15 protein-coding genes are annotated in these 21,582 nt (G+C 67.9%); 7 read left to right on the top strand and 8 right to left on the bottom strand.

The genetic code is table 11. From position 1 onward, the window contains the following. The first annotated feature begins 19 nt into the window (after positions 1 to 19). The gene (locus NGK62_RS28570) at positions 20 to 880 is read left to right on the top strand and encodes a D-amino acid aminotransferase (protein WP_251881513.1); all 861 of its coding nucleotides are present in this window, start codon (positions 20 to 22) and stop codon (positions 878 to 880) included. Positions 881 to 1,099: 219 nt separating this feature from the next. Here the strand turns inward: NGK62_RS28570 and NGK62_RS28565 are convergent, their stop codons facing one another. Beyond that, complete coding sequence (locus NGK62_RS28565) at positions 1,100 to 1,948, bottom strand: class I SAM-dependent methyltransferase (protein WP_118934853.1); 849 nt, start codon at positions 1,946 to 1,948, stop codon at positions 1,100 to 1,102. Between the two features lie 125 nt (positions 1,949 to 2,073). Between NGK62_RS28565 and NGK62_RS28560 the strand changes: the two genes are divergently transcribed. Then, a complete protein-coding gene (locus NGK62_RS28560) occupies positions 2,074 to 4,125 on the top strand; it encodes a transcriptional regulator (RefSeq protein WP_251881511.1) in 2,052 nt (683 codons plus the stop codon). Between the two features lie 18 nt (positions 4,126 to 4,143). Here the strand turns inward: NGK62_RS28560 and nirD are convergent, their stop codons facing one another. From nirD to NGK62_RS28545, 3 genes are all read right to left on the bottom strand, one after another. Continuing rightward, on the bottom strand, positions 4,144 to 4,494 hold the full coding sequence (gene nirD, locus NGK62_RS28555; RefSeq protein WP_059373409.1) for a nitrite reductase small subunit NirD: 351 nt from the start codon (positions 4,492 to 4,494) through the stop codon (positions 4,144 to 4,146). Further along, positions 4,494 to 7,043, bottom strand: a complete 2,550-nt coding sequence (gene nirB / locus NGK62_RS28550) for a nitrite reductase large subunit NirB (protein WP_251881509.1) — start codon at positions 7,041 to 7,043, stop codon at positions 4,494 to 4,496. Before nirB ends, nirD begins: the two co-directional genes overlap by 1 nt. A gap of 307 nt (positions 7,044 to 7,350) precedes the next feature. Then, the gene (locus tag NGK62_RS28545; protein WP_059373670.1) at positions 7,351 to 8,238 is read right to left on the bottom strand and encodes a LysR family transcriptional regulator; all 888 of its coding nucleotides are present in this window, start codon (positions 8,236 to 8,238) and stop codon (positions 7,351 to 7,353) included. 206 nt (positions 8,239 to 8,444) lie between these two features. On the opposite strand from NGK62_RS28545, the gene NGK62_RS28540 reads away from it, so the two are divergent. Beyond that, the gene (locus NGK62_RS28540; protein ID WP_251881507.1) at positions 8,445 to 10,049 is read left to right on the top strand and encodes a GMC family oxidoreductase; all 1,605 of its coding nucleotides are present in this window, start codon (positions 8,445 to 8,447) and stop codon (positions 10,047 to 10,049) included. 71 nt (positions 10,050 to 10,120) lie between these two features. Here the strand turns inward: NGK62_RS28540 and cfa are convergent, their stop codons facing one another. Continuing rightward, a complete protein-coding gene (gene cfa / locus NGK62_RS28535; RefSeq protein WP_118932097.1) occupies positions 10,121 to 11,305 on the bottom strand; it encodes a cyclopropane fatty acyl phospholipid synthase in 1,185 nt (394 codons plus the stop codon). Positions 11,306 to 11,586: 281 nt separating this feature from the next. On the opposite strand from cfa, the gene NGK62_RS28530 reads away from it, so the two are divergent. The 3 genes from NGK62_RS28530 to greB all read left to right on the top strand — a co-directional run bounded on the left by NGK62_RS28530 (position 11,587) and on the right by greB (position 14,056). Beyond that, complete coding sequence (locus NGK62_RS28530) at positions 11,587 to 12,522, top strand: alpha/beta fold hydrolase (protein WP_251881919.1); 936 nt, start codon at positions 11,587 to 11,589, stop codon at positions 12,520 to 12,522. 65 nt (positions 12,523 to 12,587) lie between these two features. After that, a complete protein-coding gene (locus tag NGK62_RS28525; RefSeq protein WP_059373401.1) occupies positions 12,588 to 13,433 on the top strand; it encodes a 3',5'-nucleoside bisphosphate phosphatase in 846 nt (281 codons plus the stop codon). Positions 13,434 to 13,504: 71 nt separating this feature from the next. Beyond that, complete coding sequence (gene greB / locus NGK62_RS28520) at positions 13,505 to 14,056, top strand: transcription elongation factor GreB (protein WP_251881504.1); 552 nt, start codon at positions 13,505 to 13,507, stop codon at positions 14,054 to 14,056. Positions 14,057 to 14,174: 118 nt separating this feature from the next. Here greB and NGK62_RS28515 read toward each other — a convergent pair whose 3' ends face one another. The 3 genes from NGK62_RS28515 to NGK62_RS28505 all read right to left on the bottom strand — a co-directional run bounded on the left by NGK62_RS28515 (position 14,175) and on the right by NGK62_RS28505 (position 17,141). Next, a complete protein-coding gene (locus NGK62_RS28515) occupies positions 14,175 to 15,203 on the bottom strand; it encodes a DctP family TRAP transporter solute-binding subunit (protein WP_251881502.1) in 1,029 nt (342 codons plus the stop codon). A gap of 94 nt (positions 15,204 to 15,297) precedes the next feature. Beyond that, positions 15,298 to 16,596 (bottom strand): TRAP transporter large permease, encoded by a 1,299-nt coding sequence (locus NGK62_RS28510; RefSeq protein WP_059373396.1) that lies wholly within the window; start codon positions 16,594 to 16,596, stop codon positions 15,298 to 15,300. Next, positions 16,593 to 17,141 (bottom strand): TRAP transporter small permease, encoded by a 549-nt coding sequence (locus tag NGK62_RS28505; protein ID WP_251881500.1) that lies wholly within the window; start codon positions 17,139 to 17,141, stop codon positions 16,593 to 16,595. The genes NGK62_RS28510 and NGK62_RS28505 overlap by 4 nt, the downstream gene beginning before the upstream one ends. A gap of 357 nt (positions 17,142 to 17,498) precedes the next feature. On the opposite strand from NGK62_RS28505, the gene purL reads away from it, so the two are divergent. After that, complete coding sequence (purL, locus tag NGK62_RS28500) at positions 17,499 to 21,548, top strand: phosphoribosylformylglycinamidine synthase (protein WP_059373666.1); 4,050 nt, start codon at positions 17,499 to 17,501, stop codon at positions 21,546 to 21,548. The last annotated feature ends 34 nt before the right edge of the window (positions 21,549 to 21,582 follow it).

The raw sequence follows: 21,582 nt of genomic DNA, 5'->3' as shown, positions 1-21,582 counted from the left end.
TCACTCCCCCTAGGCATCCATGTCTTCCATTTTCCATATCAACGGCAATCTTGTTCCGGCCGAGCAGGCCGTCATCCCGGCGCTGGACCGGGGCTTTCTTTTCGGCGACGGCGTCTATGAGGTGATCGCGGTGATCGACGGCCTGCTGCTGGAGTTCGAGCGGCACGCCGCCCGCCTGGCGCGCAGCCTGGCCGAAGTCGGCATCCGCAATCCGCTGCCGCGCGACACGCTGCTGGCGCGTTGCCGCGAACTGGTGCTGCGCAACGGCCTGCGCGAAGGGTCCGTCTATGTGCAGGTGACGCGCGGCACGGACAGCAAGCGCGATTTCGCCTTTCCCGCCGACGTCGAGCCCACCGTGATGATGTACGTCAGCGAGAAGTCCTTGCGCGTCAATCCGCTGGCGGAATCTGGCGTGCGGGTGGCCAGCGTGCCGGACATGCGCTGGCAGCGGCGCGACATCAAGAGCGTGTCGCTGATCGCCCAGGTGCTGGCCAAGCAGGCCGCGCAGGCCTCGGGCGCGTTCGAGGCGTTGATGGTCGATGCCGACGGCGTGGTGACGGAAGGCGCCTCGTCGAGCGCGCTGCTGGTCGACGCGCAAGGACGGATCGTGGTGCGGCCCTTGTCGCGCGAGATACTGCCGGGCTGCACGCGCGCGGCGGTGCTGGCGCTGGCCGCCAAGCGCGGGGTGGCGGTGGAGGAGCGCAAGTTCACGCTGGACGAATGCCGGCGGGCGACGGAGCTGGTGTTGACGTCGGCGCTGCATTTCGTGCTGCCGGTCATCGAGCTGGACGGCCAGCGCGTCGGCACGGGTCAGCCCGGACCGGTGTGCCGCGAGCTGCGGCAGCTCTATATGGAGTACGCGCTGGCTTCCGCGCTGTAGCGGCGCGCGAGCCAGGGCGGGCGTATGATTCCGCATAAGGGCTCGCACCCCGTCCGGCAATGGCCGGCACGCCATTGCCTATCTCATCGTATGGTTGGTCTACATCGGCCGCCCGGGCCATTCCGCGGGCGGCCGTGAAGGCGTTGCGCCATGGATCGCTTCCCGTCCGCTGTCCGCGTGGATGGCCCGGACCGGCCCAAGCCAGGCATCAAGGTCCGGTCACCGGCGCGTCACCACGATCTCCAGGTATTCGCTGGGTACGACCATCGCGCTGTCGCCGGAGCGGTTATACCGGTCTATCTGCACCATGAGATCGCTGGTCAGCGCGGCTTGGGCGGCCGGATCCAATGCGCCAAACGCCTTGAGCAGGGGGCCGTAGTAGGTCTTGAAGACCTGCAGCCAGTGTTCCGGGGAGCGGTAACGGAACACGAAGTGGCGGGGCTGGGTCTGGATCGACGAGGCGTGCGGACCGAACATTTCCTCGATGCGCGCGCGGGTGCCCCACAGCGCCGGCGACTTGACGCCGGCGGGCGGCGGCAGATGCTTGCCTATGGTCTTGAAGACCTGGCCGATGAAGCCCTCGGGGGTCCAATTGGCCAGGCCGATCTTGCCGCCGGAGCGGCAGACGCGGACCAGTTCGGCCGCCGCCTGGTCCTGGTCGGGCGTGAACATCACGCCGAAGGTCGAGACGACCGCGTCGAATCCGCCATCCGGGAACGGCAGGGCCTCGGCGTCGGCTTCCTGGAACTCCATTTTCAAGTGCTCGGCGGCGGCGCGTTCGCGGCCGCGGCCCAGCAGCGCCGGCACGTAGTCGGTCGAAACGACATCGCACCAGCGGCGGGCGGCGGCCAGCGAGGCATTGCCGTTGCCAGCGGCGACATCAAGCACCTTCTGTCCGGCGCGGACATCCAGCGATTCGCACAGCTGTTCTCCTACGATCTGCAGCGTGGTGCCGACTACGGCATAGTCCCCGGAAGCCCAGGTGCCTTGCTGGCGTGTCTTCAAGGCGGCCAGGTCGGGCTGCGCGGAATCGCGCACGGGGCTGGTGGCGAGGGAGGAAATGGACATGGTCTGTCTCCGTTAAGGCTCTGTGTATGCGGCAGCGCGCGATACCGGCCTGCCGGGGAATCGCAACCGGCGCCGCGCAGGCTTGCGCGCACCGTGCATCCCGAGATCCAAGTTAAGAGCGGGCCATGGAGGCGGGCGTGGTAGCCGGCGTGGAATCGGCCGCGGGTTCGGCCGGCCCCGCGCAGCCGGCCGGTTCCGTCCCCGGCGGCGAGGTCCGGCTGCGCCTGCTCGGACCCATGGCGATCAGCCGGGCGGGCGCGGCCTTGTCGCTGCCGCCGTCGCGCAAGCTGCGCGCGCTTGTCGCCTATCTGGCGCTTGCCCCGCAGCCCGTGCAGCGCGCGCATCTGTGCGAACTGCTGTGGGACGTTCCGAACGATCCGCGCGGCGAACTGCGCTGGTGCCTCAGCAAGGCCCGCGCGCTGCTGGACGAGCCCGGCCGGCGCAGGGTCGAGACGGCGCAGGACACGGTGAGGCTGGATCTGGCCGACTGCCATGTGGATGCCATCGAAATCGGCAGTGCGATGCAGCAGGGTATCGCCCAACTGGACTGCGGGCGGTTGCAAGCGCTGGCCGGGCAGTTCGCGGGTGATTTCCTCGAGGGGCTGGAGATCGACCGCAATCCCTTCTTCAACAACTGGCTGACCGCGCAGCGCCGGCGGCTGAGAGCCTGCCATGCCGCCGTCCTGGAGCATTTGGCGGCCAGGCTCCCGGCAGGGTCAGGCGATACCTTCGCCTGCCTGGACAAGTGGCTGCAGCTTGCGCCCTTCGACCGGCGTGCGCACGAGCTGTTGCTGGGCCTGCTGGCGCAGCGCGGCCAGTGGCGCGAAGGCGAGGAGCATCTGGCCGCCGCGGTGCGGGCCTTCGAGGCGGACGGGCTGGACTGGCGGCCGTTGCGCGACGCGTGGCGGGCGTTGAGGGGGCGGACCGGCCAGGCGCCGCAGCCGGAGGCCGCGCCAGGAGAGCCGCCCGAGGAGCCGCCCGCGCAGCGCGGGGGCCGCGCCTCGATCGCGGTGATGCCGTTCGTGGACCGCTCGGCGCTGGCCGGCGTGCGCGGCGGGCTGGCCGATGGCCTGGCCTATGACATCATCGCCCGGCTGGCCAAGCTGCGCAGCCTGTTCGTCATAGCGCAAGGCACGGTGTTCGCGCTGGACCAGCGCAACGTGGGGCCGGACGAGGCCGGCCGCACGCTCAATGTGGACTACGTGGTGAGCGGGTGGCTGCAGCGCCGGCAAGACCGCATCGCCGTGGCCGTTGAACTCATAGAAGCCCGGACCGCGCGCATCGTATGGGCGGACGTCTACGACCGGCAGCTGGACGACGCCTTGCTGGCCCTGGACGAAATCGGCAACCGGATCGTGGCCGCCATCGACATCGAAATCGAGGCCGCCGAGCGCAACCGGGCCATTCTGAAGCCGCCGAACTCCCTGGACGCCTGGCAGGCCCATCACCGCGGCCTGTGGCACATGTACCGCTTCAACCGGGCCGACAACGAGCAGGCGCGGCACTTTTTCGAAATGGCCTTGCGGCTGGACCCGACGTTCTCGCGGGCCTACGCGGGCCTGTCGTTCACCCATTGGCAGGACGCTTTCCAGCGCTGGGGCGAGCAGGCGCCGGCCATCGACCTGGCGTTCGAAGCCGCCGGCCAGGGCCTGATCGCCGACGACCGCGACCCGGCGGCGCATTGGGCCATGGGCCGGGCGCTATGGCTGCGCGGCAGCCAGGATCAGTCGCTGGCCGAGTTGACGCGCGCCGTGGACCTGAGCCCGAACTTCGCGCTGGCGCACTACACCCTGGGCTTCGTCCACTGCCAGTCGGGCGACGCCGAGGCCGCGATAGGCTCGTCCGACCATTCACGCGAACTGAGTCCCTACGACCCGCTGCTGTTCGGCATGCTGGCCGTGCGCGCCCTGGCGCTGGTGCGCCTGGGCCGGTTCGAGGAAGCCGCCGGCTGGGCGCTGAAGGCGGCGGCCCGCCCCAACGCCCACGTGCACATCCTGGCGATCGCGGCCTGCTGCCTGGCGATAGCCGGCAAGGACGATGAAACCTCCGGCCTGCTGGCCGCGATACGCAAGACGCATCCCGCATATCGCGTGGACGACTTCCTGGCGGCCTTCCGCCTGGCCGGCGATGCCGAAGCGCTGTTCAGGGCGGGCGCCCGGCGCATCGGACTGGGCTGAGCCGGGGGGCGGCGCGTTTCAGGCGATCTCCACCGCATCGCCGTTCAAGCGCGCCAGCCAGGTCCGCAGCCGCTGCTCCGGGTATTGCACGCATACCCCGTCGGCAAGCCGGAAGTGCTGCTTGTACAGCGGCGAGGCCACGATGAGTTCGCCGCCCACGTGGCCGACGATGCCGCGGCCGATGACGTTGGCGCCGGACTTGGGGTCGCGGTTATCGATGGCATAGACGCCGTCGCCGGCGGCTTGCGGCACGTAGAACAAGGCGACCTGCGCGCCATCCACCAGCGCCACCACGCCGGAATTGGGCACCAGATCCTGGCGCCGGCATACCGGCCGCCAGTCTTGGGGTTCGCGGATCAGGGCGTCCATCAGGCAATCTCCTCGGTGATGGCGATGACGCGCGCGGGAGCGGGCCGGGGCTGGCCGCGTTCCTGCACGAACTGGATGCCGGGGTCGGCGCTGGCGTCGTTGACGAAGGTGCGGAAGCGCTTGAGCTTTTCCGGGTCGTTCAGCGCGTTGGCCCATTCGCATTCGTAGCGATCGACCACCAGCTGCATCTGCGCTTCCAGCTCGGCGCACAGGCCCAGACTGTCCTCCAGCACCACTTGCTTCAGATAGTCCAGGCCGCCCTCGAGCGATTCGCGCCACACCGAAGTGCGCTGCAGTTTGTCGGCGGTGCGGATGTAGAACATCAAGAGGCGGTCTATGGTGTGGATGAGGGCGGCGTCGTCCAGGTCGGTGGCGAACAGTTCGGCGTGGCGCGGGCGCATGCCGCCGTTGCCGCAGACGTAGAGGTTCCAGCCGTTTTCGGTGGCGATGACGCCGATGTCCTTGCTTTGCGCCTCGGCGCATTCGCGGGTGCAGCCGGACACGGCGAACTTCAGCTTGTGCGGCGAGCGCAGGCCCTTGTAGCGGTGCTCGATGTCCAGCGCCATCTTGACGCTGTCCTGCACGCCGTAGCGGCACCAGGTGCTGCCGACGCAGGACTTCACGGTGCGAGTGGATTTGCCGTAGGCATGGCCGGTCTCGAACCCGGCGGCGATCAATTCCGCCCAGATGTCCGGCAGTTCATGCAGCTGCGCGCCGAACAGGTCGATGCGCTGGCCGCCGGTGATCTTGGTGTACAGCTGGTACTTCTTGGCGACCGCGCCGATGGCGATCAGGCCGTCGGGCGTGATCTCGCCCGCGGGGATGCGCGGCACGACCGAGTAGGTGCCGTTCTTCTGCATGTTGGCCATGAAAGTGTCGTTGGTGTCCTGCAGCGGCACCAGGTGGGGATCCTGGATCGGGCGGTTCCAGCAGGAGGCCAGGATGGAGCCCACCGCGGGTTTGCAGATGTCGCAGCCCTGCTGGCCGCGCCCGTGGCTGGCCAGGAGCTCGTCGAAGGATTCGATGCCGTTGACGCGCACGATGGCGTACAGCTCCTGGCGGGTGTGAGGGAAGTGTTCGCAAAGGCTCTTGTCCACGGCCACGCCGCGGCTGGCCAGTTCGTGCTCGACCACCTGCTTGAGCAGGCTGGCGCAGCCGCCGCAGCCGGACGCGGCCTTGGTGCAGCTCTTGACCGCGGCCAGGTCCGCGCAGCCGCCGTCGATCGCGGCGCAGACCGCGCCCTTGCTCACGTTATGGCAGGAACAGATGGTGGCGGCGGCGGGCAGCGCATCCACGCCCAGGAGCGGCGCACCCTGGCCCTGCGGCAGGATCAGGCTGGCCGGGTCGGCGGGCGGCGCGATGCCGTTCTGCACGTATTGCAGCAGCGTGTCGTAGTAGCTGTTGTCGCCCACCAGCACCGCGCCCAGCACGCGCTTGCCGTCGGCCGACACCACCAGGCGGCGGTAGCCGGCGCCGGCCTCGTCGATGTAGCGGTAGCTGCGCGCGCCGGGCGTGGCGCCGTGGGCGTCGCCGATCGAACCCACGTCCACGCCCAGCAGCTTGAGCTTGGTGGACATGTCGGCGCCGCTGAAGGCCTGATCGGCGTTGCCGCAAAGCGCCGCCGCCACCGTGCGCGCCATCTGATAACCAGGCGCCACCAGCCCGAACACGCTGCCGTTCCAGGCCGCGCATTCGCCGATGGCGTAGATGTGTTCATCGCTGCTGCGGCATTGGTCGTCGATGGCCACGCCGCCGCGCTCGGCCAGCGTCAGCCCGGCCTTGCGCGCCAGCGCCACCTGCGGCCGGATGCCGGCCGAAAACACGATCAGGTCGGTTTCCAGCGGGGCGCCTTCGGCAAAGCGCATGCGGTAGCGGTACTGCGTGCCGGGCTTGATGTCCTGGGTGGCGCGCGACAGGTGCACGCCCACGCCCAGCGCCTCGATCCGCGCCTTGAGCGCCGCGCCGCCTTGCTCGTCCAGCTGCACCGGCATCAGGCGCGGCGCGAACTCGACCACGTGGGCCTCCAGGTTCAGCGACTTCAGCGCATGGGCGGCTTCCAGCCCCAGCAGGCCGCCGCCCACCACCACGCCGCGGCGCGCGCCGCGGGCGGCCTCGCGGATCAGGTCCAGGTCGTCGAGCGTGCGGTACACCAGGCGCGATGTGCCTTCCGCGCCCGAGATCGGCGGCACGAAGGGGTAGGAGCCCGTGGCAAGTATCAGCTTGTCGTAGGCGCTGCGGCCGCGCGCGGTCACGACCTCGCGCTGGCGGCGGTCGATCTCCAGCACGGGCGTGCCCAGGTGCAGGGTCACGCCTTCCTGTTCATACAGCGCCGCAGCGCCTAGCGCCATCGATTCCGCGTCGCGCCCGTTCAGGTATTCGGACAGGTGCACGCGGTCGTAGGCGCGGCGGCTTTCCTCGCCGTAGACGTGGATGCGGTAGCGCGCAAGCGCGCCGCCGGCAATGAGTTGCTCGACGCAATGGTGACCCACCATGCCGTTGCCGATGACGACGAGGGTCTGCAGAGAATCGGATGCGGCCGCTACTTTCATGGGATGTCCCCGGGCTTGGGTATTCGGGTTTCAGAAAACGCAAAGGCGCCCTGGACCTTGCGGTCGGGGCGCCATTGCCGTTGCTGCTCAAGTTGTCTCGCCAGCCTTGCGGCCCGCGCATGAACCATCAAGCAAAGTCTGTGCCAGGGATGCCGATGGCCATCGGCGCGCGCGGATCTTCATAGGGGAAGCGGACCCAGGATGGCTTTTGGCGCGCGCGTCGCGTGCCACGCAGCTGCAGGCGGCGTGCGTCAAGGCGGTGCATATTGCCGTGCGTCGCTGCACCCGTTTGGCGCAGCGGATGGACCTAGGCAAACGCCGCCTGGACGGCGGCGAAGGCCGCGGCGACCAGGGGATCGTCGCGGCGGGAGGCCTGGGTGATGAAGGCGAGTTCGGCCTGGATCGCCAGCCCCTTGACCAGCACCAGCCCGCTGGCCTGGGACTCGCGCAGCGCGATCGAGTCGCGCGCCAGCGACAGGCCCACGCCCGAACGCACCAGGTCCAGCATCGAGGCTTCCTGGTCCACTTCGGCCACGGCGTTGGGCGCGACGCCCAGCGCGTCGAACTTATCCGACAGCAGCCTGTGGTGCACCGAATCCGGCGGCGTCCAGATCCAGGGCAGGGCGGCGATCGCGGCCCAGTCACGGCCGGCCACCTGCGCGCCCCAGCCCTTGGGGGCGACGACGAAATAGGCGAAGGAGGCGAGCGGCAGCGCCTCGAGCCCGGCGGGAGCCGCGTCGCGCCCTTGCGGCCCGAGGGAAAAGCCCACGTCCAGCTCGCCCGCCCGCACCTGTTTCGCCACCGATCCGGACATGCCGTGGCGCAGGGTGGGGCGGATCTTGGGGTAGTGCTCCACCAGGTATTGCAGCGTGGCGCCCAGGCGCAGGAATTCGGGATCGAGGATGGTGCCGATGCGCAGATCGCCCTGGACGGTGTCGCGCAAGGCGCCCAGGGCGCGCTGGAAGTCGTCGAGGGCATCCAGGATGCGCTGCGCCGAGGGCAGCAGCGCGCGGCCGTCGGCATTGGGCGCCAGGCCCTGTGCCGTGCGCGAGAACAGGGTCAGGTCCAGCGCTTCCTGGAAATTCTTCAGCTGCAGGCTGAGCGCGGGCTGGGTCAGGTGCAGATGTTCGGCCGCGCGCGTCAGGTTGCCCTCGCGGGCCACGGCGGCAAAAGTGCGGATGTGCTTCAGGTCCATGGGGCGGTTCCCGGAGTAGGCGGCCAGCAAAAGGGGCTGAGCATTATTTAAGTTGCTTATAAACCGTTTTTCAACAATTCATTGGACAGTTCCGCCCGGCTGCGCGAGAGTCACGGTAGATGCCCGGCGCGTGCAAGCTCACCAGAGCCGGGTCGGCTCACCCAGTCCGCAGGCGTACCGCCCCGGCAAGAAGATAAGAAGAGCTTATGGAGACATACGACTACATCATCGTCGGTGCGGGCTCGGCCGGCTGCGTGCTGGCCAACCGCCTGAGCCGCGACCCCGCCGTGCAGGTGCTGCTGCTGGAGGCGGGCGGGAACGACAACTACCACTGGATCCATATCCCGGTCGGCTACCTGCATTGCATCGGCAACCCCAGGACGGACTGGATGTACCGCACCGAGGCGGAAGCCGGTCTGGGCGGCCGTTCCCTGATCTATCCGCGCGGCCGCGTGCTGGGCGGCAGTTCATCGATCAACGGCATGATCTACATGCGCGGCCAGCGCCAGGACTACGACGACTGGGCCGAACTGTCCGGCGATCCCGCCTGGGGCTGGGACCAGGTGCTGCCGGTGTTCAAGCGCAGCGAGGACTATCACCGCGGCGCGGACGAGTTCCATGGCGCAGGCGGCGAATGGCGCGTGGAATCGCAGCGCCTGCGCTGGGACATCCTGGAAGCTTTCGCCGGCGCGGCCGAGCAGGAGGGCATTCCGCGCGTGCAGGACTTCAACCGCGGCGACAATTTCGGCTGCGGCTATTTCGAAGTGAACCAGCGCGGCGGCTGGCGCTGGAATACCTCCAAGGCATTCCTGCGGCCGGTGCAAAAGCGCCCGAACCTGCGCGTGATGACCGGCGCCCATGCCGAGCAAGTGGTATTCGAGGGCAAGCGCTGCGTCGGCGTGCAACTGCGCCGCAACGGCCAGAGCGCGACCTTGCGCGCGCGCCGCGAAGTGGTGCTGGCGGCAGGCGCGGTCAATACGCCGCATCTGCTGGAACTCTCCGGCGTGGGCGAGCCCGCGCGCCTGCGCGAAAGCGGCATCGCCTTGCATCATGCCCTGCCGGGCGTGGGCGAGAACCTGCAGGACCACCTGCAACTGCGCGTCATCATCCAGGTGCAGGGCGTGAAAACGCTGAACCGCATCGCCTCCACCTGGTTGGGCAAGGCGGGCATCGGCCTGGAGTACCTGCTCAAACGCAGCGGCCCGATGAGCATGGCGCCGTCGCAGCTGGGCGCGTTCGCCAAGTCGGATCCGGGCCAGGCGCGCGCCAACGTCGAATTCCACGTGCAGCCGCTGTCGCTGGGCGCTTTTGGCGAGCCGCTGCATGGTTTTGACGCCTTCACCGCCAGCGTGTGCAATCTGCGGCCGACCTCGCGCGGCAGCGTGCATGCGCAGGGGCCCCAGGGCGCGCCCGCCATCACGCCCAGGTATCTGAGCACCGACGAAGACCTGCGCGTGGCGGCGGACTCGATCCGCCTGGTGCGGCGGATCGCGGCGGCGCCGGCCTTGCAGCGCTACCAGCCGCAGGAATGGCTGCCGGGACCCGCGTTCCAGACGGACGCCGAGCTGCGGGAAGCGGCCGGCAAGATCGGCACCACCATCTTCCATCCAGTGGGGACCTGCGCCATGGGACGCGACGCGGACGGCGGGGCGGTGGTGGACGCGCGGCTGCGCGTCCACGGCCTGGAAGGCCTGCGCGTCGCGGATGCCTCGGTGATGCCTTTGATCACGTCGGGCAACACCAATTCGCCGACCATCATGATCGCGGAGCGGGCTGCCGACATGATCCGCGAGGATGCCGCGGCCCGCTGAAACGACGCCGGGCGCCGCAGAAAAGAAAGCCGCCCTCTTGGGGCGGCTTGCTGGCGATGGCGTCACTGCCTTCAGCGCAGCGAGCGGTACATCTCCTGGCGTTGCGGGTGGGTCAGCATCACTTGCCAGAGCTGGCCCTCGCGCGAGCGGAAGAAGCCCGCGCAGCACATCAGGTAGTACTTCCACATGCGGTAGAAGCGGTTGCCATAACGCGATTCCAGGCCGGGCCAGGCGCGCTCGAAGTTGTCCCACCAGGCCATCAGGGTGCGGTCGTAATCCGCGCCGAAGTTATGCCAGTCTTCAATGATGAAGCGGCTTTCCACGGCGGTGGCGATCTCCCGGGCCGATGGCAGCTTGCCGTTGGGAAACACGTAGCGGTCGATCCAGGGATCGGTGCTCTGGCTGGTGGCGGCGATGCCGATGGTGTGCAGCAGGAACACGCCGTCCGGCGCCATCAGGCGCTGCACGTTGCTGAAGTAGGTGTCGTAGTTCTTGGGGCCGACGTGCTCGAACATGCCCACCGACACCACCTTGTCGAAGCTGCCCTGCAGGTCGCGGTAGTCCTGCAGCAGCAGTTGCACCGGCAGGCCCTTGACCCGTTCCTGCGCCAGCGCCAACTGCTCCTTGGACACGGTCACGCCCGTGACCTTGACGCCGTAGCGTTCGGCGGCGAAGCGCGCCAGCCCGCCCCAGCCGCAGCCGATATCCAGCAGCGTTTCGCCTTCGCGCAGCTGCAGCTTGCGGCAGATCATCTCCAGCTTGGCCAGCTGCGCCTCTTCCAGCGTCTGGGCGTTTTCCCAGTAGGCGCAGGAATAGATCATGCGGCTGTCCAGCATGGCCTCGAACACATCGTTGCCCGCATCGTAGTGCTGTTCGCCGACCTCGAACGCGCGGTGCTTGGACTGCAGGTTGAACAGCTTGTGGCGCAGATGTTCGGCGATCAGCTTGACGCGCGCCAGGCCCAGCGCCGCCGACCCCATGTCCGCGCGCAGCAGGCGGGTGAACAGTTCGTCGAGCTGGTCGCAGTCCCATTCGCCGTCCATGTAGGATTCGCCCAGGCCCAGCGACCAGCTGGCGAAGACGCGGTCGTACATATGCTTGTCATGAACCTGGATGTCCCAGGGGCGGTTGCCGTTGATGCGGACGTCGGCCCGGGCCAGGATGTCCTGGAGCACTTTGGGAGGTTCGGGGGGAGGGGAACTGGCGGATTGATGGCCGGTGGCGGCCAGCGGCGAGGAAGGACTGCTCTGCTGCATACGGACTCCATATCAATTTTGGGATGACTGATCTGGCAATGCTTGAAACTTCCGACTCTGATCCTAACAGGTCCGCAACTCCAATTTAATGATTGGATCGCCTCGATAGGCAATGGCAATTCCGCGGCGGCGGCGATCCGGATGCCAGGATCGTAGCGACGACCGGGCCGATAGTCCAGAACCCCACGGCCGGGGTGTTGCGGCGGCGCAGCCCGCCGTCCTATAAGATACCGGCCTGGCGCGCCTTCGCCATGGCGCGCAACGACTTGTGGAGTGTATCGATGGTGGACGCCAGCCTGGAACCCCGTTTGGATTTCGTCACATGCGCCAGCCCGGCGGGCCTGCACCGCATGGCCTACTGGGAATGGGGCGACCCGGCCAACGACCAGGTGCTGGTCTGCGTGCACGGACTGACCCGCAGCGGGCGGGACTTCGATACGCTGGCGCGGAGGCTGGCGGGGCGTTATCGCGTGGTCTGCCCGGACGTGGTGGGACGCGGTCGCTCCGACTGGCTGGCCAATCCCGCGTTTTACACGGTGCCGCAATACGTCTCGGACATGGTGACCCTGCTTGCGCGCCTGAAGCCGGCGCGGCTGGCCTGGGTGGGGACGTCGATGGGCGGCCTGATCGGCCTGGCGCTGTCGGGCGCGGCCGTGTTCGCGCGCGCCATGCTGGCCATGCGTCCGCACGCGGGCATGCTGCCGCCCGAGCAAGGCTTCCATCTCGACAAGCTGGTGCTCAATGACGTCGGGCCGCGCCTGGAGACGGGCGCCCTGGCGCGCATCGGCCAGTACGTGGGCGAACCCGGCGAGTTCGCAAGCTTCGAAGAGGCCGTGGCCACCATGCGCGCCAACTCCACCACGTTCGGCCCGCATACCGACGCGCAGTGGGCGGACTTGGCGCGCTATCTGTATCCCCGGCAGGGCGATAAGTGGGTCAAGCATTACGACCTGGCGCTGTCGCAGGCCCTGGCCGCGCAGACCCCAGAGGAACTGGCGGCCGGCGAACAGATCCTGTGGCGTTCGTATGATTCCCTGCCGTGCCCCGTGCTGATCGTGCGCGGCGCGGAATCCGACTTGCTGACGCGCGCCACCGTCGAGGAAATGCTCAAGCGCAATCCGCGCGCACAGGCCCATGAAGTGGCCGGCGTGGGCCATGCGCCCACCTTGATCGCGGACGAGCAGGTGGATCCGGTCGCGTCCTTTCTGCTGTCCTGACCGCGCCGTAAACAGGGGACGGCTCGGCGCTATCCACGCTGCCGGGCCTTCTCTACAATAGCTGGATGAACGCGCGCACACTGAACATCGATCTGCATTGCCATTCCACCGTCTCGGACGGCTCGCTCGCGCCGCGCGACGTGGCGCAGCGCGCGCATGCCAACGGCGTGGACGTATGGGCCTTGACCGACCACGACGAAATCGGCGGCGTGGCCGAAGCGGCCCGCGCGGCGCGCGAGCTGGACATGGACTTCGCCACCGGCGTCGAGATCTCCGTGACCTGGGCGGGCGTGACCGTGCATATCGTGGGCCTGCGCTTCGACCCCGAGAACGCTGCCCTGATCGAAGGCCTGCGCAAGACCCGCTCCGGCCGCGCCGAACGCGCCAAGCGCATCGGCGAACGCCTGGCGGAAATGGGCATGCCCGGCGCCTATGAAGGCGCGCTGCCGTTCGCAGGCAACCCCGAACTCATCAGCCGCACGCACTTTGCACGCTATCTGGTCGAAGCCGGTTATTGCCCCGACGTGCAGACCGTGTTCACCAAGCATTTGGGCGATGACCGCCCGGGCCACGTGCCCATGCAGTGGGCCACGCTGGCGGAAGCCGTGGGCTGGATCCGCGGCGCGGGCGGCATCGCCGTCATCGCGCATCCCGGCCGCTACAAGTACACGCCGCTGCAGTTTGCCGCGCTGTTCGACGAATTCCTGCAGCTGGGCGGCCTGGGCATCGAGGTCAACACCGGCAGCCATACCCCGGAAGAGGCCCGCTATTATGCGGATGTGGCGCGCCGCTATGGATTCCTGGCGTCGCGCGGTTCGGACTTCCATAGTCCGAAGGAAAGCCGGGTGGACCTGGGCCGCTTGCCGGCCTTGCCGCCCGACCTTAAACCGGTCTGGCACGACTGGTTCTGACGCGGGCGGCGGCCGGGCCGCCTTGCCCTTCAAGCTATCGACTGTGACCGCGCCGAGACGGCGCAACCGCCATGAACAAAGCCTTTGTCAAAGAGTCGGACAACGAGGACGACGACGATCTGCCGCAAGCCCAGGCCCTGCCTGCCGGCACCAAGAACTACATGACGCCCGGCGGCTATGAGCGCCTGCGCGGCGAACTCACGCACCTGATGAACGTGGAGCGTCCTTCCGTGGTGCAGGTGGTGTCGTGGGCCGCGTCCAACGGCGACCGTTCCGAGAACGGCGACTATCTGTACGGCAAGAAGCGCCTGCGCGAAATCGACCGCCGCATGCGCTTCTTGACCAAGCGGCTGGATATCGCCGAAGTGGTCGATCCGGCCGCGCAGTCCAACCGCGACCAGGTCTTCTTCGGCGCCACGGTGCTGTATTCCGACAAGGCCGGCGAGGAACACAACGTGACCATTGTCGGCGTCGACGAGGCCGAGCCGCTGGCGGGTAAGATCAGCTGGATTTCGCCGGTGGCGCGCGCGCTGATCAAGGCCAAGGAAGGCGACACCGTGGTGCTGCGCACGCCCGGCGGGATCGAAGAGCTGGACATCCTGGAAGTCAGCTATCCCGCATAAAAGAAAACGGGCGCCAGCTTGTGGCCGGCGCCCGTTGGTGGGCGGGATCTGACGTCCCTGCCTCGGTTGGCGGCTTGCGCCGCCGTTCCCCTGGGGCTTGCTGCTTGTTCTTTGCGGCCTACTTCTTGCGATTGGCGATCGACTTTTCAGCCAGGTTCACCAGGTCTTCGCCGATCTGCTTCTTCCACTTGTCATAGACGGGCTTGGTCACCTTGACGAAGGCCTCGTGGTCCGCCTGCGACAGCGAGGTCACGGTCACGCCGTGGCCCGCGATCTCCTTCAGCAGCGACGGGTCTTCAGGCGTCACGCCCTTGCGCGCGATCACGATCTGCTGCTTGCCGGCGTCCAGCGCGGCCTGGCGCACGATGTCGCGGTCCTTTTCGGACCAGGAATTCCAGACCTCGCGGTTGACCACGAAGATCAGCGGATCGGCCACGTAGTTCCACAGCGTCAGGTATTTCTGGCCCACGGTGTAGAGCTTGGAGCCGGTGTAGATCGACAGGGGATTTTCCTGGCCGTCCACCGCGCCGCTGGCCAGCGCCGGCTGGGCATCGGCCCAGCTCATCTGCGTGGGGTTGGCGCCCAGCGCGGTGAAGGTGTCGATGTACAGCGGCGAGCCCACCACGCGCAGCTTCAGGCCCTTCATGTCCTCGGGCTTCTTGATCTCGTGCTTGGAATTGCTCAGCTGGCGATAGCCGTTTTCACCCCAGGCCAGCGGCACCACGCCGGCCTTCTCGATGAGCTTGAACATTTCCTTGCCCACGTCGCCCTGCACCAGCGCATCGATGGCGGCGTAGTCGGGCATCAGGAAGGGCAGGGAGAACAGGTTCAGCTGCTTGACCTGCGGCGACCAGTTGATGGTGGAGCCCACGGCCATGTCGATCACGCCCTGGCGGATGGCGGTGAATTCGCGCGTCTGGTCGCCCTGGACCAGCGAGGTGCCGGGATAGACCTTGATGTTGATGCGGCCCTGCGTGCGCTCGCGCACCAGGGTCGACCAGATTTCAGCGCCCTGGCCCCACGGGAAGGTGGTGCCGACCACGATGGAGAGCTTGTATTCGGGCTTGTAGTTCTGCGCATGCGCAGGCGCCATGCCGACGACGGCCGCCGCGCACAGGGCCGCTCCGATCAGGTTGCGGAATTTCATGTTGCGTCTCCTCTCTTTGCGTGTCTGTTGTTGTAGTGAATACCGGTACCGCCGGCCTTGGGGTCGCCCCTTGGGGGCGTCCCGTTTGGCCCTTTCAATAACCCAGCTTCTTGGGCAGCCACAGCGCCAGCTGCGGGAACACCAGCACCGCGACCAGCACCAGGAACATCGCGCCCAGCAGCCACACCACCCAGCGCACCGTCGACTCCATCGGCACGCGCGCGATGCGGCACGACACCATCAGGTTCACGGCCAGCGGCGGGGTGAACTGGCCCAGGGCGACCTTCAAGGTCAGGATCACGCCGAACCACACCGGATCCCAGCCATAGGCGTTGGCGATGGGCATGAGCAGCGGCACGAAGATCAGGAAGATGGAGATGCCGTCCAGGAACATGCCTACCGTCATCAGCAGCAGGATCAGCAGCGCCAGCACACCCCATTCGCCCAATCCGGAGTTGACGATGGCGTGGGTGATGGGATCGATCACGCTCAGGGTGGAAAGCGCCCAGGCGAAGATGCCGGCCAGCGTGACCACCAGCATGATGACGGCGGACAGCTCGGCGGCTTCGCGCAGGATGGTGTACAGGTCGCGCAGCTTGATGGTGCGGTGGATGAACATGCCCACGAACAGGCCGTAGAACACCGCGACCACGGCCGCTTCGGTAGGCGTGAACCAGCCCATGCGCATGCCGCCCAGGATCAGCACCGGCGCGGCCAGGCCCCATGAGGCTTCGCGCAGGCTGGCCCAGAAAGGCGGGCGGGGCAGGTGGGCTTCCAGCGCGCCCATCTTGTACTTGCGCGAAAGCCAGACCGCCGGAATGATGAGCGCGAAGCCGGCCAGGATGCCGGGGATCATGCCGGCGGCGAACAGCGCCGGCACCGATGCGCCAGGCACCAGCACCGAGTAGATGATGAAGGCCACCGAGGGCGGGATCAGGATGTCCGTGGCGGCGCCGGCCGCGACCACGGCAGCGGAGAACGAGCCCGGATAACCGGCGCGCGACATGGCGGTGATCATCACCGCGCCCACCGCGGCGGCGCAGGCCGGGCCGGAGCCGGAGATGCCGCCCAGGAACATGGCCACGGCGATCGATACCAGCGGCAGCATGCCCGGGCCGCGGCCGACGATGGCGATGGCGAAATCCACCAGCCGCTTGGCCACGCCGGAACGGTCGAAGATCGAGCCCACCAGCACGAACATGGGGATGGCCAGCAGCGGATACTTGGCCAGGCCGGCGTAGAAGTTCTGCGGCACGGTCAGCAGGCCATACCAGGGCGTGTCCAGGTTGGACAGCACGATGGCCACGGTTCCGCCCAGGCCCAGGGCCACGCCGACCGGCACGCCGATCAGCATCAGGACGATGAAGACGGTGAAGAGGATGGCGGCGATCATTGCTGATCCTGCCCGGCGGCGCGCCCGCTCTTGGCGATGCGGCGCAGCGTGCCGATGGTGCGCAGCGAGATCGCCGCGGCCATCACGGGCAGCCAGATCGAATACCACCAGGTCGGCACGCCGATGGCGGGGGAGGTCTCTTCGTAGATGTACTCGTCGGAAACCAGCTTCACCGACAGCACGGTCAGCAGCAGGAAGAAGGCCAGCACGCAGCTGTTGGAGATCAGCGCCATGATGCGCTGGCGGCGCGGCGAACCCGAGTCCGCCAGGATCTCGATGCGGATGTGGTGGTTGCGCACGAAAGCCACGCTGCCGCCGGCCATGGTCAGCACGATCAGCAGGAACACCGAGATCTCTTCCGTCCAGGCAAAGGACTGGTCGGTGAAGTAGCGCACCAGCACATTCAGGAAGGTAATGATGGCCAGGGTCGCCAGCAGGATCACGGCCAGCCAGTCTTCGATGGCCAGCGGCACTTTGACTGCGGGATCTGATTCGGTGGGAATGATCGGTTCGACAGACTCGGCGGGGGCTTCGGGGCGGGACATGTGAGGCAGCGGCCAGCGCGCGGGTAGGCGCCATGCATTAATGGGGGTCGCTGCATCCTACCGTTGCGCCGTGGGGCCGGAAGTCGTGTTTTCCCGCGGTGCGGGATAAGCGCAACATGTTGCGCCGCCGCATAAGCGCCGGGCTTGCGGCGCGGCTGGTGTTGGGAAAGGTTCGCAATGGCGGGAATTTGTCGTCGATATTGCTCTGCACCATCAAACCGCGGGATGCCTGGAATTCTTTTGTAACAGTGGTCGAAATCGGGCCATCGGAGGTCGGTGGAACAAGCTCTCCGGGAAAACCCCCTAAACGGGTAAAATCACGTTTTGCTCTCCTTCTCTTTATACGGCGCCCGCATCGTGTCCCTAGTTCAGCATCTGCCTGGTTCCTCCGTCCTGTCCTCCTTCCGTCGCGATCGCCTCCTGGCGCAATTGAAGGAAGCCGGCCTGCCGGTGGCCGACATATCCGCCCGCTACGAGCACTTCGTCAGCACCGACGCGGCCCTGACGGCCGAACAGCAGCAACACCTGACCCAATTGCTGGACTACGGCACCCCCGCCACCGGCGACGCGCCGGCCAAGAGCCTGTCCCTGCTGGTGATCCCGCGCCTGGGCACGATTTCGCCCTGGGCCAGCAAGGCCACCGACATCGCCCACAACTGTGGCCTGGCGTCCGTGCACCGCATCGAGCGCGGCGTGCGCTACGTGATCACCCCCGAGCGCGGCCTGCTGGGTACCAAGTCCTTCGACGACGCCATGCTGGCGCGCGCGGCCGACTGCCTGCACGACCGCATGACCGAAACCGTGGTGGACGCCAGCTTCGACGGCCAGGCGCTGTTCCAGCCGCTGGCCGGCAAGCCCATGCGCACGGTCGACGTGCAGGCGCGCGGCGCCGAAGCCCTGGCCGAGGCCAACGTCTCGCTGGGCCTGGCGCTGTCGGACGATGAAATCGAGTACCTGGCCAAGTCCTTCAGCGACCTGGGCCGCGATCCCACCGACGTGGAACTGATGATGTTCGCCCAGGCCAACAGCGAACACTGCCGCCACAAGATCTTCAACGCCCAGTGGGTGATCGACGGCCAGGAACAGCCCAACACGCTGTTCGGCATGATCCGCGCCACCCACAAGGCGCAGCCCGAGGGCACCGTGGTCGCCTATTCGGACAACGCCGCCATCATGGAAGGCGGCCCCGCGCAGCGCTTCCAGGCCGGCGTGCCGGGCGTGACGGGCGAGGGCGTCGAAGGCGCCAAGTACATCCGCCGCAACACCACCGTGCACACGCTGATGAAGGTGGAAACCCACAACCACCCGACCGCGATCGCGCCGTTCCCCGGCGCCTCGACCGGCAACGGCGGCGAGATCCGCGACGAAGGCGCGACCGGCCGCGGCTCCAAGCCCAAGGCCGGCCTGACCGGCTTCACCGTGTCGCACCTGCGCTTTGACGATGCCTTGCAGCCCTGGGAAGCCGACCATCACGGCCTGCCGGAGCGCATCGCCTCGCCGCTGTCCATCATGATCGACGGCCCCATTGGCGGCGCGGCGTTCAATAACGAATTCGGCCGTCCCAACCTGCTGGGCTATTTCCGTTCGTTCGAACAGACCGCCGGCGGCACGCGCTGGGGCTACCACAAGCCCATCATGATCGCGGGCGGCCTGGGCAGCATCGATGCCGGCCTGACGCACAAGGACGTGATTCCTCCGGGCGCGCTGCTGATCCAGCTGGGCGGCCCGGGCTTCCGCATCGGCATGGGCGGCGGCGCCGCCTCCAGCATCAGCATGGGCAGCAACTCGGCCGAACTGGACTTCGATTCCGTCCAGCGCGGCAACCCTGAAATCGAGCGCCGCGCCCAGGAGGTCATCGACCGCTGCTGGCAGCAGGCAGAGAACAACCCCATCATCGCGATCCACGACGTGGGCGCGGGCGGCCTGTCCAATGCGTTCCCGGAACTGGTGAACGACGCCGGCCGCGGCGCCATCTTCGACCTCAAGCGCGTGCCGCTGGAAGAATCGGGCCTGTCGCCCGCCGAAATCTGGAGCAACGAATCCCAGGAACGCTACGTCCTGTCGATCCTGCCCAAGGACCTGGAACGCTTTGACGCCATCGCCCGCCGCGAACGCTGCCCGTACGCGGTGGTGGGCGTGGCCACCGAAGAGCGCCAACTGCGCGTGGTGGACGGCGAGGGCCTGCCGGGCCTGGACACCATCCGTCCGCAGGGCGAAGCCGAAGTGCGTCCGGTGGACGTGCCGATCGACGTCATCCTGGGCAAGCCGCCGCGCATGACCCGCGACGTCACGCGCCTGCCCGGCGTGTCCGCGCCGCTGGACCTGGCCGGCATCGACCTGACCGAAGCCGCCTACCGCGTGCTGCGCCACCCCACGGTGGCCAACAAGTCCTTCCTCATCACCATCGGCGACCGCACCGTGGGCGGGCTGTCCAGCCGCGACCAGATGGTCGGTCCGTGGCAGGTGCCGGTGGCTGACTGCGCCGTGACCCTGGCCGACTACGAAGGCTTCCGCGGCGAAGCCATGTCCATGGGCGAACGCACCCCGATCGCCATGCTGGACGCGCCGGCCTCCGGCCGCATGGCCGTGGCCGAGGCCCTGACCAACCTGGCCGCGGCCGACGTGGCGCGCCTGGAAGACATCAAGCTGTCGGCCAACTGGATGGCCGCCTGCGGCGTGGCCGGCCAGGACGCCGCGCTGTACGACACCGTGTCCGCCGTCAGCGAACTGTGCCAGGCCACCGGCCTGTCGATCCCGGTGGGCAAGGATTCCCTGTCCATGAAAACGTCCTGGGAACAGGACGGCGAACAGCGCCAGGTGGTGGCGCCGGTGTCGCTGATCGTCACGGCCTTCGCGCCCGTGGCCGACGTGCGCGCCAGCCTGACCCCGCAGCTGCGCACCGACGCCGGCGACAGCGTGCTGATCCTGATCGACCTGGGCCGCGGCCGCCACCGCATGGGCGGCTCGATCCTGGCGCAGGCCTACAACCAGGTCGGCGAAACCGTGCCGGACATCGACGCGCCGCAAGACCTGCGCGCGTTCTTCGTCACGATCCGCACCCTGGCCGAAGCCGGCACCATCCTGGCCTACCACGACCGTTCCGACGGCGGCCTGTTCGCGACCCTGACCGAAATGGCCTTCGCCGGCCGCACCGGCATCTCGGTCAACCTGGACATGCTGACCTTCGATCCGCAATCGGCGGATTGGGGCGATTACAAGATCCGTCCCGAGCAGGTGGCGGTGCAGCGCGAGGAACTGACGCTCAAGGCGCTGTTCTCCGAAGAAGCCGGCGCCGTCATCCAGGTGCCGGCCGCCCAGCGCGACGCCGTCATGCAGGTGCTGCGCGGCGCGGGCCTGTCGGCGCATTCGCATGTCATCGGCGGCCTGAATGGCGCCGACGAAGTCGAGTTCTACCGCGACGGCAAGAAGGTCTGGGGCCAGCCGCGCGCCGAACTCGGCCGCGCCTGGAGCGAAGTGTCCTACCGCATCATGTCGCGCCGCGATAACCCGGCCTGCGCCCAGGCCGAGCTCGACGTCTGGAACGACGTCACGGATCCGGGCATGAGCCCCAACGTGGACTTCGACCCCCAGGAAGACGTGGCCGCGCCCTTCATCAACACCGGCAAGCGTCCGCGCGTCGCGATCCTGCGCGAGCAGGGCTGCAACAGCCAGGTGGAAATGGGCTGGGCCTTCGACACCGCCGGCTTTGAAGCCATCGACGTGCACATGACCGACCTGTTGTCCGGCCGCGTGGATCTTGCGCAGGTGCAAGGCCTGGTGGCCGTGGGCGGCTTCAGCTACGGCGACGTGCTGGGCGCTGGCGAAGGCTGGGCGCGCACCATCCGCTTCAACAGCAAGCTGTCGGATCAGTTCGCCGCCTACTTCGCGCGTCCCGATACCTTCGCGCTGGGCGTGTGCAACGGCTGCCAGATGATGGCCGCGCTGGCGCCGATGATTCCGGGCGCAGAATTCTGGCCGCGCTTCACGCGCAACCTGTCGGAAAAATACGAAGCCCGCCTGGCGATGATCGAAGTGGCCAAGTCGCCGTCGATCTTCTTCGCCGGCATGGAAGGCGCGCGCATTCCGGTGGCCGTGGCGCACGGCGAAGGCTATGCGGACTTCTCGCAGCAGGGCGACGCCAGCCGCCTGCTGGCCGCCGCGCGCTACATCGACAACCGCGGCCAGGCCACGGAAGCCTATCCGTTCAACCCGAACGGCAGCCCGGGCGGCCTGACCTCGGTCACCACCGCCGACGGCCGCTTCACGGTCATGATGCCGCACCCGGAACGCGTGACGCGCAACGTCATGATGTCCTGGGCGCCCGAGAAGTGGGGCAAGGCGGATGCCGGCGGCGCGTTCAGCCCCTGGATGCGCATCTTCCGCAACGCGCGCGTCTGGCTGAAGTAAGCCAAACGCTGGCGCCGGGGCTTGCTTCCCGGCG

Origin of the sequence: Achromobacter sp. Marseille-Q4954 (assembly GCF_943737025.1) — a bacterium.
GTDB classification, from domain to species: domain Bacteria; phylum Pseudomonadota; class Gammaproteobacteria; order Burkholderiales; family Burkholderiaceae_B; genus Achromobacter; species Achromobacter bronchisepticus_A.
Note: the sequence above shows the minus strand (reverse complement) of the source record. Positions and strands in the feature narration are given on the sequence as shown.